The sequence below is a fragment of the Pseudomonas sp. B12(2026) genome (assembly GCF_057767015.1).
This window is the reverse complement of record NZ_CM173430.1, coordinates 293,653-305,408: the sequence shown is the minus strand read 5'-3', so window position 1 is coordinate 305,408 and position 11,756 is coordinate 293,653. Positions and strand designations below refer to the sequence as shown.

The 11,756-nt window shown below is 66.6% G+C and carries 11 protein-coding genes and 1 tRNA gene; 4 read left to right on the top strand and 8 right to left on the bottom strand.

Annotated features, from left to right (window positions below):
* Nucleotides 1-19: 19 nt before the first annotated feature.
* Complete coding sequence (gene algR / locus AC3B6A_RS01465) at nucleotides 20-766, bottom strand: alginate biosynthesis regulator AlgR (protein ID WP_488400562.1); 747 nt, start codon at nucleotides 764-766, stop codon at nucleotides 20-22.
* 4 nt (nucleotides 767-770) lie between these two features.
* Nucleotides 771-1,841 (bottom strand): sensor histidine kinase, encoded by a 1,071-nt coding sequence (locus tag AC3B6A_RS01460; RefSeq protein WP_488400561.1) that lies wholly within the window; start codon nucleotides 1,839-1,841, stop codon nucleotides 771-773.
* Between the two features lie 231 nt (nucleotides 1,842-2,072).
* Between AC3B6A_RS01460 and argH the strand changes: the two genes are divergently transcribed.
* Both argH and AC3B6A_RS01450 read left to right on the top strand, forming a co-directional pair.
* Nucleotides 2,073-3,467 carry an argininosuccinate lyase gene (gene argH / locus AC3B6A_RS01455; protein WP_488400560.1) on the top strand — a complete coding sequence of 465 codons (1,395 nt, stop codon included), beginning with the start codon at nucleotides 2,073-2,075 and terminating at the stop codon, nucleotides 3,465-3,467.
* Between the two features lie 12 nt (nucleotides 3,468-3,479).
* Nucleotides 3,480-4,190, top strand: coding sequence for a hypothetical protein (locus AC3B6A_RS01450; protein ID WP_488400558.1), 711 nt, complete (start codon nucleotides 3,480-3,482; stop codon nucleotides 4,188-4,190).
* A gap of 4 nt (nucleotides 4,191-4,194) precedes the next feature.
* Here the strand turns inward: AC3B6A_RS01450 and AC3B6A_RS01445 are convergent, their stop codons facing one another.
* The 3 genes from AC3B6A_RS01445 to gabD form a co-directional block, all read right to left on the bottom strand.
* On the bottom strand, nucleotides 4,195-5,391 hold the full coding sequence (locus AC3B6A_RS01445) for an HDOD domain-containing protein (protein ID WP_488400557.1): 1,197 nt from the start codon (nucleotides 5,389-5,391) through the stop codon (nucleotides 4,195-4,197).
* 223 nt (nucleotides 5,392-5,614) lie between these two features.
* Entirely contained in the window at nucleotides 5,615-6,895 is a 1,281-nt protein-coding gene (gene gabT, locus AC3B6A_RS01440; RefSeq protein ID WP_488400556.1) for a 4-aminobutyrate--2-oxoglutarate transaminase, read from the bottom strand.
* Nucleotides 6,896-7,092: 197 nt separating this feature from the next.
* Nucleotides 7,093-8,544, bottom strand: coding sequence for an NADP-dependent succinate-semialdehyde dehydrogenase (gene gabD / locus AC3B6A_RS01435; protein WP_488400555.1), 1,452 nt, complete (start codon nucleotides 8,542-8,544; stop codon nucleotides 7,093-7,095).
* 657 nt (nucleotides 8,545-9,201) lie between these two features.
* On the opposite strand from gabD, the gene AC3B6A_RS01430 reads away from it, so the two are divergent.
* Nucleotides 9,202-9,278 (top strand) — tRNA-Arg (locus AC3B6A_RS01430).
* Between the two features lie 68 nt (nucleotides 9,279-9,346).
* Here AC3B6A_RS01430 and AC3B6A_RS01425 read toward each other — a convergent pair.
* Both AC3B6A_RS01425 and AC3B6A_RS01420 read right to left on the bottom strand, forming a co-directional pair.
* Entirely contained in the window at nucleotides 9,347-10,078 is a 732-nt protein-coding gene (locus AC3B6A_RS01425) for a hypothetical protein (protein ID WP_488400554.1), read from the bottom strand.
* A 65-nt stretch (nucleotides 10,079-10,143) separates the two neighbouring features.
* Nucleotides 10,144-10,323 (bottom strand): hypothetical protein, encoded by a 180-nt coding sequence (locus AC3B6A_RS01420; protein ID WP_488400553.1) that lies wholly within the window; start codon nucleotides 10,321-10,323, stop codon nucleotides 10,144-10,146.
* A gap of 165 nt (nucleotides 10,324-10,488) precedes the next feature.
* On the opposite strand from AC3B6A_RS01420, the gene AC3B6A_RS01415 reads away from it, so the two are divergent.
* Nucleotides 10,489-10,923 (top strand): CBS domain-containing protein, encoded by a 435-nt coding sequence (locus AC3B6A_RS01415; RefSeq protein WP_488400552.1) that lies wholly within the window; start codon nucleotides 10,489-10,491, stop codon nucleotides 10,921-10,923.
* An 18-nt stretch (nucleotides 10,924-10,941) separates the two neighbouring features.
* On the opposite strand, the gene AC3B6A_RS01410 is transcribed toward AC3B6A_RS01415, so the two are convergent.
* Nucleotides 10,942-11,679, bottom strand: coding sequence for a metallophosphoesterase (locus tag AC3B6A_RS01410; protein ID WP_488400551.1), 738 nt, complete (start codon nucleotides 11,677-11,679; stop codon nucleotides 10,942-10,944).
* Nucleotides 11,680-11,756 lie beyond the last annotated feature (77 nt).

The following is an 11,756-nucleotide window of genomic DNA, read 5'->3' as shown; positions in this document are numbered from 1 at the left end:
GGAATGCGGCACTGTGTCGCTACAGGTTATGCATGAGTCGCCGCACGCCTGCGACGTGCCGGCGGCTGACGGTCAGGGCATCGCCGTTGAGGCCCTTGAGGTACAGCTGGAAGTGTCCCAGCGGGGTGCGCTGCAGGCGTTCGATGCGCTCGCGGGAGACCAGCGCGTTGCGGTGGATGCGCACGAAGCGCTCGCCGAACTCGTCCTCCAGCGCCTTCAGCGGCTCGTCCAGCAGCACTTCGCCGCCGGCATGCCGCAGGGTCACGTACTTGTGGTCGGCAATGAAGAAGATCACGTCTTCCAGCGGAATCAGCTCGATGCCCTTGCGGGTCCGCGCGCTGATGTGGCTGCGCGGGCCGGGGCCGCCGGCCGCCGGGGGCTTGGTCAGCGCCGCCAGTTGCACGCGGTTGGGCCGCGAGGCCTTCTTCAGCGCTTCGGCCAGGTCCTCGCTGCGGACCGGCTTGACCAGGTAGCCGACCGCGCTGACCTGGAACGCCTCGAGGGCGAATTCGTCATGGGCGGTGCAGAAGATCACCGCTGGCGGGGCTTCGCGCTCGCACAATTTGGCCGCCACCTGAAGCCCGTCCAGGCCGGGCATGCGGATATCCAGCAGGACGATATCCGGCTTCAGGCTGTCGATCAGTGTCAGCGCTTCTTCACCATTGCTGGCGGCGGGCTCGAGGACGCGATAGCCGTCCATTTGCCCTACCAGCCGGGCCAGGCGCTCTCGCGCCAGGGGTTCGTCATCGACGATCAGGACATTCATAAGCTCAGGCTTCCTGCATGAGACGCGCACATGGATAGCGTAGACAGGTGTAGTGCCGTCCGTCACGGCGTTCGACGCTGAGACTAGCTTTTGGCCCGAAAAGTGCCGCAAGTCTGGCTGCAATATTTTGCAGCGCCTGCTGGGTCCCCTTCGTGGGCAGCGTCTGCGTCGACTCGTCGTACGGGTTGCTCACACGGAGCTGGAACACACCGTCACGGTAGTCCGCCTCAACTTTCACCAGGCCGCCTTCGATGCGCGGCTGGATGCCATAAATCAACGAGTTCTCCAGCAACGGCTGCAGCGTCAGCTGGGGGATCGGCACGCCATCGGGCACCTCGCTCACCTGCCAGTCCAGCTGCAACCGGTCGCCAAGACGAAACTGCTCAATGGAAAGATAGCGTCTGGCCAACTCGAGTTCCTCCCCCCAGGAAATTAATGTTCCCGGTTTCGCCAGGCTGGCGCGGAACAGGTCCGACAGGTTCAGCACCGCCTGCTCGGCCTTGCCCGGGTCGAGCTCGATCAGGCTGGCGATGCTGTTGAGGCTGTTGAACAGGAAATGCGGACGGATGCGCGCCTGCAGCGATTCGATCCGCGCCCGCAGTTCGGCCTGTTCCTGACGGCGCCATTGGCTCAGGAGATAAAAGTAGCGTAGCAACAGGGTGGACATGATGAGGGCGATCAATGCGTGGCGCAGGTAGAGATTCACTTCGCCGGTGAGCGACAGCGGCCCGCCCAGGGCGAGGTAGTCGGCCGCCGCCGTGCAGGCGAGGGTCAGCGCCACCACCAGCGCGCAGCTCAGCACCCCGGCGAGCCAGGCGGGGCAGCGGGCCAGCAGCGGCCGCAACTGGCACAGCAGGCCGGCCGAGAGCAGCACGATCCATTGCACGAAGAGCGAGATCAGCGACAGGCGCACCCAGTTGAAGCTCGGCGTCATCGGCTCGGCCAGCACGATCACCAGCACCAGCATCTCGGCCAGCACCACCAGGCTGAACAGCGCTTCGGGCTGGCACAGTTCGGGGATGAAAAAGTCGTCTTGGGGTGCCGGCCGGGCGCCGGTCTTCGCGAGTTTGGGCATCGACGCAGTTTCCGTAAGCGTCCGCGCGGCGGCAAGCGCCGCGTGCGACCAGAGCGGGGAAATGTCGGGCAGCGCAAGGATCGGCCGGGAGCCGCGCGGCGCGTCCCGGCCGCTCCCCCGCCCCAACCGTCAAAGCGCCGCCGGTTTTGTCGTTCAGCCTGCTATTATCGTCGCACTTTGCCCGTCATGCAGGCCGCGCGCCGCGCCTGCCCGTTTCCGCGAGAGAAATCCATGAGCGTAGAGAAGACCAACCAGTCCTGGGGCGGCCGCTTCAGCGAGCCCGTCGATGCCTTTGTCGCCCGCTTCACCGCTTCCGTCGACTTCGACAAGCGCCTCTACCGCCACGACATCATGGGCTCCATCGCCCACGCGACCATGCTGGCCAAGGTCGGCGTGCTGACCGACGCCGAGCGCGACACCATCATCGACGGCCTGAAGCAGATCCAGTCCGAGATCGAAGCCGGCAGCTTCGACTGGCGCGTCGAGCTGGAAGACGTGCACATGAACATCGAGGCGCGCCTGACCGACCGCATCGGCATCACCGGCAAGAAGCTGCACACCGGCCGTTCGCGCAACGACCAGGTGGCCACCGACATCCGCCTCTGGCTGCGCGACGAGATCGACCTGATCCTCGCCGAGATCACCCGCCTGCAGCAGGGCCTGCTGGGCCTGGCGGAAGCCGAAGCCGACACCATCATGCCCGGCTTCACCCACCTGCAGACCGCCCAGCCGGTGACCTTCGGCCACCACCTGCTGGCCTGGTTCGAAATGCTCAGCCGCGACCACGAGCGCCTGGTCGACTGCCGCAAGCGCGCCAACCGCATGCCCCTGGGCAGCGCCGCGCTGGCCGGCACCACCTACCCGATCGACCGGACCGTCACCTGCGAACTGCTCGGCTTCGAAGCGATCTCCGGCAACTCGCTGGACGGCGTTTCCGACCGCGACTTCGCCATCGAATTCTGCGCCGCCGCCTCCGTGGCGATGATGCACCTGTCGCGCTTCTCCGAAGAGCTGGTGCTGTGGACCAGCGCCCAGTTCCAGTTCATCGACCTGCCCGACCGCTTCTGCACCGGCTCCTCGATCATGCCGCAGAAGAAGAACCCCGACGTGCCGGAGCTGGTGCGCGGCAAGTCCGGCCGCGTGTTCGGCCACCTCGCCGGCCTGCTGACCCTGATGAAGGGCCAGCCGCTGGCGTACAACAAGGACAACCAGGAAGACAAGGAACCGCTGTTCGACGCCGCCGACACCCTGCGCGACAGCCTGCGCGCCTTCGCCGACATGGTCCCGGCGATCAAGCCCAAGCGCGAGATCATGCGCGAGGCGGCCCGCCGCGGCTTCTCCACCGCCACCGACCTCGCCGACTACCTGGTGCGCAAGGGCCTGCCCTTCCGCGACTGCCACGAGATCGTCGGCCATGCGGTGAAGTACGGCGTGGACAGCGGCAAGGACCTGGCCGAGATGAGCCTGGACGAGCTGCGCCAGTTCAGTGACCAGATCGGCGACGACGTGTTCGCCGTGCTGACCCTGGAAGGCTCGGTGAACGCCCGTGACCACATCGGCGGCACCGCGCCGAACCAGGTCCGCGCCGCCGTCGCCCGTGGCAAGGAGCTGCTGGCCAAGCGCTGAGCGCAGCGTTTCATGTACTACTGGAACCAAGAGAACTTCGAAGGACTGGAACGGCTCGCCGATGAACTGGCGAGCCTGCCCGGCCTGCAGGCGCTGGCGGATTATGCCCGCGCCCGCAGTCGAGGCCTGCGACGAGAGGCGTTTGCCGCCCTCGACGGGTTCCTGCGCAATGCCCCTGCCCCCACTGCCCTGCCAGCCCGCGAGCTGAGTCTGCAGGTACTCGCGCTGCACAGCCAGACCCGCGAAGCCCATCAGTTCCTCGCCCAACCGCTGCTTGCGCGCTTCCTGTTCCCGACACTGCAAGCCTGGATCGACAGCGAACCGACGGCCCACGCGCCGCTGCGCTGGCTGGGGCTACTGCAGAATGATGGCGATCTCCTGCGCCGGGCGCTGGCGGTCAGCCCGGATGATGTTGCTGTTCGCTACCGATTGATCGATTTCGCCCTGGGCGCCGCGGACTACGCAATGCACCATCTGGACGAGGGCTTTTTCATAGGCGAACCGGCCCAGGCGCGCGAAGCGCTGGAGCTCGCGACCCGACTCATCACCGAGGCGCCGGACGCCAACCCGTTCGCCCGCCGTGCCGAAGAAGCCGTGCAGCTCTCGGCGATGCTGGATGACTGGCTGGCCTACTCGGCACAGCCCGACGGCGACTTCGCCGCCTGGTGCGCCGAACGGCAGCGCCCGTATGCCTGGGCGAAGAAGTACTACTACACCTCCTGAACGCTCAGGTCCGCCCCAGATAGCCCAGCTGCGCCGGCGTCAGCCGCAGCATGCGCGCGGCCTTGTGCTCGGCGAGTTTCGGCAGTTCCTCTTCGGGCAGACGCGCCGCACTGGCGGCAAGATTGACGATCAGCGCCTCGCGGCTGAACACACCGCTGTCGATCGCGTAGGCGGCCGCCACCAGACCGCGCAGCTCCAGCGGCAGGCGCCAGCGGGTCCGCAGCGCCGAACCGAAGCCGGCGCCCTGCTCGGCCAGCGCCTCGTCCACTTCGCTCTCGCTCAGCGCGCCGCCCGCGCGGTGCCAGTCCTGCAGGCTGCGCAGCAATGCCAGGTCGCCCAGGCAGTGCAGCAGCCCGGCGGTGAAGCAGCGATCGGCGTCCGCGCCCAGCGACTCGGCCAGCGCGAAGGCGCCATCGGCACTGTCCCGCGAGAGCTGCCAGAAGCGCTCGGCGCGGTCCTTCAGCAACGGATCATCGAGCGTGGCGGCACGCTGCAGCGCCACCGCCAGCATCAGGTTCAGCGCATGCGCCACACCCAGCCGCGACAGCGCCTGCAGGAGCGTCTGGCACGGCATGCCGACATGCCGTGCGGCGCTGTTGGCGGCGGAGATCAGGCAGGCGGTGATCTGCGGGTCATGGCCGAATTCCTGGTCGAGCATCTCCAGGTTGATGTCCTTGGCCTCCATGCAGCGGCTCACCGCCTTGCCGACCTCGCCCATCAGCGGCGCGCCGTCGGCGGCGTCACGCTCATCCTGCAGGAAGCGCTCCAGCGACAGGTTCCGCTCCAGCGCCGGCGATTGGCTGACGACGCTCTCCCCCGGCGCCAGCAGCAAGGCACGCAGGCGGGAGCGCAGGTTCTCGGCATTGAACGGCTTCACCAGATAGGCCGACGGCGCCAACGGCAGCGCCGCGCGGACGCTGGCAGCGTCCGCCTTCGCGCTGATCAGGATGAATGGCTGGGCTGCCCGTCCCCGGCGCATGGCGCGAACCTGGCGCAGGAGCTCGAGGCCATCGCTGCCGGGCAGCTCGCGCTCGGCCAACACCAGGGCATACGACTGCCGCCGGCAGGCGTCGATCGCCGACAGGCCATCCTCGCAGAACTGCACGCTGGCATCGCCGCGCACGCTGAGCACCAGTTGCCCCAGCAGCTCACGGCTCCAGGGATCGTCGGCCGCGACCAGCACGCAGGGAGAGACGCTCATCCATCACCTCATTCGAAACGAACACCACGCACCGCTACGAGCCGCCGGGTCAAAGCGGTCCTTGCCGGCCCGTGCCTCTTCGGCTACCGCCAGCCACGGGCCTTGGGAATGGCGCGCAGCTTAATCCAAAGCCCGGGGACTTGCTCTTGTGCGCTATCAAATCGGGCATGAAAAAGGCCCGCTTGCGCGGGCCTTTTCATTACAGCGGCTAAACCGTCAAGGCTCAGGCCAGCTCGTCGAAGCACTCGGCCAGGATGGCCAGGCCCTTGTCCAGCTGGGCGTCCGGGATGGTTACCGGCATCAGGAAGCGGATGACGTTGTAGTAGGTGCCGCAGGAGAGCAGGATCAGGCCTTTCTCACGGGCGCGAACCACGATCTTGCTGACCAGCTCGGCGGCCGGCTTGTGGGTGTCGCCGCCTTCGAACAGCTCGATGGCGACCATCGAACCCAGGCCACGAACGTCGCCGATCACCTTGTGCTTGGCCTGGATCTCGCGCAGACCAGCCTTCAGGCGCTCGCCCAGCGCTTGCGAACGTTCCAGCAGCTTCTCTTCCTCGAACACCTTCAGCACGGCCAGGGCCGCGGCGCAGGCGATCGGGCTGCCGGCGTAGGTGCCGCCCAGGCCGCCGGGAGCGATGGCGTCCATGATTTCGGCCTTGCCGCAAACGCCGGAGATCGGGAAGCCGCCGCCAACGGACTTGGCGAAGGTGGTCAGGTCCGGAACGATGCCCAGTTGCTCGGTGGCGAAGAAGGTGCCGGTACGGCCAGCGCCGGTCTGCACTTCGTCAGCGATCAGCAGGATGCCGTGCTCGTCGCACAGGGCGCGCAGGCGCTGCATGAAGGGCTTGGAGTTGACGTAGAAGCCACCCTCGCCCTGGACCGGCTCGATGATGATGGCGGCGATGTCGCGCGGCTGGGCGTCGTTCTTGAAGATGCGCTCGATGCTGTCAATCGCGTCGTCTTCGCTGATGCCGTGCAGTTCGCACGGAGCCAGGGCGCGGAAGATGCCGCCCGGCATCAGGCCCATGCCGGCGGAGTACGGAACGACCTTGCCGGTCAGGCCCAGGGTCATCATGGTGCGGCCGTGGTAGGCGCCGGTGAAGGCGATCACGCCGGCGCGGCCGGTGGCGGCACGGGCGATCTTGACGGCGTTCTCAACGGCTTCGGAGCCGGAGGTGACCAGCAGGGTCTTCTTCGGGAAGTTGCCCGGAACGCGCTTGGCGATCTCTTCGGCCAGCTCGATGTAGGGCTCGTACGCCAGCACCTGGAAGCAGGTGTGGGACAGCTTGGTCAGTTGCTCCTGAACGGCGGCAACCACTTTCGGATGCAGGTGGCCGGTGTTCAGTACGGCAATGCCGCCGGCGAAGTCGATGTACTCGCGACCTTCGACGTCCCACACGGTGGAGTTCTCGGCGCGCTCGGCGACGACCGGGTGGATCTGGCCAACACCGCGCGGTACGGCGGCCTGACGACGTTGCAGCAGGGATTCGTTGGTTTTGCTCATAACTTCCTCAGTGGCCGCTCATCGGGCGACCGGATCAAAGGATGAAAGCGGGGAGAAGCCACGCACGACAGCATACGATGATCGACTGTCGTGGCACTTGCGGCCCGCCGGACGGGTTGTCCGGTGCTACCACCGGAAAACGCCGACGCGAAGGTGGCTGCCAGCTCTTGCCTGCCACCCGCGCGCCCACGGAAAGATCAGATGCCGCCGAGGCAGAGGTACTTGATCTCGAGGTAGTCCTCGATGCCGTACTTCGAACCTTCGCGGCCCAGGCCCGAGGCCTTGATGCCGCCGAACGGCGCCACTTCGTTGGAGATCACGCCGGTGTTGATGCCGACCATGCCGTATTCCAGCTGCTCGGCCACGCGGAACACGCGGGCCAGGTCGCGGGCGTAGAAGTAGGACGCCAGGCCGAACTCGGTGTCGTTGGACATGGCGATGACTTCGGCCTCGTCCTTGAAGCGGAACACCGGCGCCAGCGGGCCGAAGGTCTCGTCCTTGGAGACCAGGGCGCTCTTCGGTACGTCGACCAGGATGGTCGGCTCGAAGAAGGTGCCGCCCAGGGCGTGCGGCTTGCCGCCGGTGAGGACCTTGGCGCCCTTGGAAACGGCGTCGGCGATGTGCTCTTCGACCTTGGCCACGGCCTTGGAATCGATCAGCGGGCCGGTGGTGATGCCCTGCTCCAGGCCGTTGCCGATGTTCAGCTTGGCCACGGCGGCCTTGAGCTTCTCGACGAAGGCGTCGTACACGCCGTCCTGCACGTACAGGCGGTTGGCGCAGACGCAGGTCTGGCCGTTGTTGCGGTACTTGGAGATCAGCGCGCCATCGACGGCGGCGTCCAGGTCGGCGTCGTCGAAGACGATGAACGGCGCGTTGCCGCCCAGTTCCAGGGACACCTTCTTGATGTCCTTGGCGCATTCGGCCATCAGCTGGCGGCCGATTTCGGTCGAGCCGGTGAAGGTCAGCTTGCGCACGATCGGGTTGCTGGTCAGCTCGCCGCCGACTTCGCCGGCGCTGCCGGTGACCACGCTGAACACACCCTTCGGAATGCCGGCGCGCTCGGCCAGCTCGGCCAAGGCCAGGGCGGAGTACGGGGTCTGCGAAGCGGGCTTGAGCACCATGGTGCAACCGGCGGCCAGGGCCGGGCCGGCTTTACGGGTGATCATCGCGGACGGGAAGTTCCACGGGGTGATGGCCGCGGTCACGCCGATCGGCTGCTTGATCACGATGATGCGCTTGTCGGTCTGGTGGCCCGGAATGGTGTCACCGTAGATGCGCTTGGCTTCTTCGCCGAACCACTCGAGGAAGGAGGCGGCGTAGGCGATCTCGCCCTTGGCTTCGGCCAGCGGCTTGCCCTGCTCGATGGTCATCAGGCGGCCCAGGTCGTCCTGGTTTTCCATCATCAGGTCGAACCACTTGCGCAGCTTGTTGGCGCGCTCCTTGGCGGTCAGCGCGCGCCAGGCCGGCAGGGCGCGGTCGGCGGCTTCGATGGCGCGACGGGTCTCGGCGGCGCCCATCTTCGGCACGCTGCCGATGATTTCGTTGGTGGCCGGGTTGTTCACCTGGATGGTCTGGCCGCTGTCGGCGTCGACCCAGGAACCGTCGATGTAAGCCTGTTGACGGAACAGCTTGGCATCATTGAGTTGCATGACCTGTCTCCTTTCGAGGAAAGCCTGTGGACGGCGGGTCCACCTCGAGTCCCCACCTGTCTTGTTATCTGGATTGGAGAGACCGCAGTCTCTGCCGTTCATTCGCCCCGACCGACCACCGTCGGCGCCGGAAGCGATGGTCGCCACCGCAAGGGGGCGACGCCAGGCGAACGGCTCTTAGTTCGCCCGGCACGCGGACACGAAAAAACGCAGGCCCGGGTCATTGCCCGGTCTGGTCCAGTTCGCTCACGCACGGATTCCTGGATTGAATCCAAGAGGACACCTGCCACACAACCTTCCGGTACGCTGATCGACGGAAGCCGCACGGAGACCTGTCACTGAAGACAAGCGGTTGGCGCAACGGAAGAATGTCATCCCGCAGGCTGTTGGCCGGCTGGTGTGATGCCAATTCTCCGGTCTCCTGTTGTTGTGATGGGGAGGCGTTTGAAATCTCAAACGAATCCTAGGGCCCTCGACTGCAAAGGGCAATAGCTTGTTCGACAAAACCAACGAAGGTATTCGACTGCAGAGCCTTTTCGTCGTGTTTCCACCGACAAACGGCGCTTTTCGTTCGATATCATGAACGATCGTACTGCTATTGGACGCCCAAGCCCGAGATGCGTATGATTGCCGCCTGCCGCGCCCGCCGCGGCATACGCATCCGTAGCTCAGCTGGATAGAGTACTGCCCTCCGAAGGCAGGGGTCGTGGGTTCGAATCCCGCCGGATGCGCCATCTCCGCGCTGCCCCGATGCAGACATGAAAAGGCCCGCAGCATGCGGGCCTTTTTCGTTTCAGGGTGCTCAGCGCCCCATGATCCTCCGGTATTCGTCCCGGTACTCCTCGTACGGCAGGTTGCGCTGCTGCAGATCGAAGATCTGCTGCTCCTGGCTCCGCGCCGGAGAGGCGTGGGCGACGGTTTCGACCGCCGTGGGCACGACGGGCGCAGGCACGCTCCGTGGTGGCGAGATCGGCGTGGCGGGAGTCGTGGGCGATGGCAGCGGACGCGAGGGACGGGCGACCAGCAGGGCGCTGGTGATTTCCTCGACGATCTGCTCGGACACCGCATCCAGCTGCGCCGGGCCCATCGAGGCGAACAGGTCGCCGGCGGCTTCCGCTTCGCTGTCGTAGCGGCGCGAGGCGAGCAACTGGCCGGTGAGCCCGTCGTGGTAGCGCACGGTGGAGGTGATCCATTCGCCCTCGTCGGAGCGCGGACGGTTGTTGGCGCTGTGGCCGCTGCCGACCTCGATCACCACCAGGGTGGACAGGGTGTCCGTGGCGCGCGGCGCGCCGTCCTGCACCGAGAACTGGTAGTCCGCCGAATCCGCCTCCTCGCGCAGGGCCTCCCGCCAACCGCTCATCAGCGTGGTCCAGCGCGGGTTGGCGGCCACCTGGGCGTCGGGCTGGAAGTTCACCACCAGGTTGTGCCGGGTGTCGCGGTACAGGGAAATCGGGGCACCGCGCTCGTCAGTGCGGACCGAGGAGGAGCAGCCGCCCAGCAGGGCGAGGCTCAGGACGATGGGGAAGTAGCGCATGGGGATCCCTCTTGTAATCCGGGACATTCTGCCAGCACTTCGTGACAGGGAGGTACCGTCTGGAATCAGTCCTCCAGCCAGTCTTCCCCGTCGTCCAGGCCCGGCTGGTATTCCTCCGGCTCGTCGTCGTCCGGGTGGTCGTCGAAATACGCCGAGTCCGCTTCCAGCAGGCTGTCGAGGTCGTCGTCGAGATCGAGCAGGTGGTCGTGTTCGGGCTCGGGGAGGTCGCGGTCGTCGTCAGTCATGGCCGGTCAGGAAAACAGAAGTGGAAGGACAGTATAAGTCGCGCCGCCGCGGCATGACGTTTTCGCTCCTGTCGATGCCGTGTTCCAGCCTTGCCGGATCGCCGTCCGTCCACGATCCTCTATGAACCTCGGGCATCGCGCGCGAGACGACGAGAGGGGGCTGGAATGAAGAATGTGGCTCAGCTGCTGAATGCCAAGGCGGACCAGCAGGTTTACACCATCGGCCCGGACGCGATGGTGATCGACGCACTGCGCCTGATGGCGGAGAAGAACCTCGGCGGCCTGCCGGTGGTGGAGACCAACCAGGTGGTCGGCTTCTTCAGCGAGCGCGACTACGCCCGGCGCCTGGCGCTCAAGGGGCGCTCCTCGGAGGACACGCCGGTCAGCGCGGTGATGACCGCGCCGGTGATCACCGTGGAAACCCACCTGAACATCGACGCCTGCATGGGCATCATGACCGAGCGCCACCTGCGCCACCTGCCGGTGGTGGAGAACGGCGAGCTGCTGGGCCTGCTGTCGATCGGCGACCTGGTGAAGGCGGCCATCGCCGAGCAGGCGGACCTGATCCGGCAGCTGGAGCAATACATCCGCGGCGAGTAAGCAGGGCGCGGCGGTCGCTCAGCGCGCGGTCGCCGTTTCCACCTTGCCGCTGAGCATGTCCACCAGGCTCAGGGTGCCGTCGGCGTAGCCGCTGCCGGTGTCGATGTAGTGCGTGTTGCCCAGCCGGCGCACGTGGACCTGCACCGTGTGGCCGACATACAGGCGCTCCAGGCCAGGCACCCGCGTATCATCCTCGCCCTCGATGCGGGTGCGTGCCCACATCGCCAGTGCCGCCGCGTTGCGCCGGGCGGCGCCGCCCAGTTCCCCCGCCAGCGCCGCCATGCCGCTGTCCCAGTCCGGAAAGGCCACCGAGATCGGCGGCTCGGCGTGGATGATGCCGATACGGCGGCCATCCGCGGCCTCCACCTCGATGGCCAGCGGCAGCCGCTGCAGGCGCCGGGCGATGCGCTCGCGCTCCTCCTGCGGCAATTCGTAGAGCCACACGCCGCCGTTGCGGAAGTGCAAGTCACGGTCGTCGCCGGCCAGCACCGAGTCGATCACCAGTTGCTCATGGTTGCCGCGCACCGAGGCGAACCAGGGGTGCTCCAGCCACTCCAGCACGCGCGGCGAGTAAGGGCCGCGATCCACCAGGTCGCCGGCGGCGAACAGGCGGTCGGCGGCGGCATCGAACGCCACCCGCTCCAGCAGGCGTTCGAGCAGTTCGAAATGGCCGTGCACATCCCCCACCACGAAGTCGCGGCCGCGCAGGTTGCGCGCAAAACGTTGCAGGGGGCGTTCCGGCAAGAGGGTATTCATCACCAGCTCCAGGTCTTGCAGGCTTCCAGCTTACCAGTGGCAGATGGCATTCCCGCGGCGTTTCGACGAAAGCCGGA

Bases quoted from the DNA above. Each gene is read 5' to 3' on its own strand.
- algR (WP_488400562.1), bottom strand. From the start codon at position 766: ATGAATGTCCTGATCGTCGATGACGAACCCCTGGCGCGAGAGCGCCTG.
- AC3B6A_RS01460 (WP_488400561.1), bottom strand. From the start codon at position 1,841: ATGCCCAAACTCGCGAAGACCGGCGCCCGGCCGGCACCCCAAGACGAC.
- argH (WP_488400560.1), top strand. From the start codon at position 2,073: ATGAGCGTAGAGAAGACCAACCAGTCCTGGGGCGGCCGCTTCAGCGAG.
- AC3B6A_RS01450 (WP_488400558.1), top strand. From the start codon at position 3,480: ATGTACTACTGGAACCAAGAGAACTTCGAAGGACTGGAACGGCTCGCC.
- AC3B6A_RS01445 (WP_488400557.1), bottom strand. From the start codon at position 5,391: ATGAGCGTCTCTCCCTGCGTGCTGGTCGCGGCCGACGATCCCTGGAGC.
- gabT (WP_488400556.1), bottom strand. From the start codon at position 6,895: ATGAGCAAAACCAACGAATCCCTGCTGCAACGTCGTCAGGCCGCCGTA.
- gabD (WP_488400555.1), bottom strand. From the start codon at position 8,544: ATGCAACTCAATGATGCCAAGCTGTTCCGTCAACAGGCTTACATCGAC.
- AC3B6A_RS01425 (WP_488400554.1), bottom strand. From the start codon at position 10,078: ATGCGCTACTTCCCCATCGTCCTGAGCCTCGCCCTGCTGGGCGGCTGC.
- AC3B6A_RS01420 (WP_488400553.1), bottom strand. From the start codon at position 10,323: ATGACTGACGACGACCGCGACCTCCCCGAGCCCGAACACGACCACCTG.
- AC3B6A_RS01415 (WP_488400552.1), top strand. From the start codon at position 10,489: ATGAAGAATGTGGCTCAGCTGCTGAATGCCAAGGCGGACCAGCAGGTT.
- AC3B6A_RS01410 (WP_488400551.1), bottom strand. From the start codon at position 11,679: ATGAATACCCTCTTGCCGGAACGCCCCCTGCAACGTTTTGCGCGCAAC.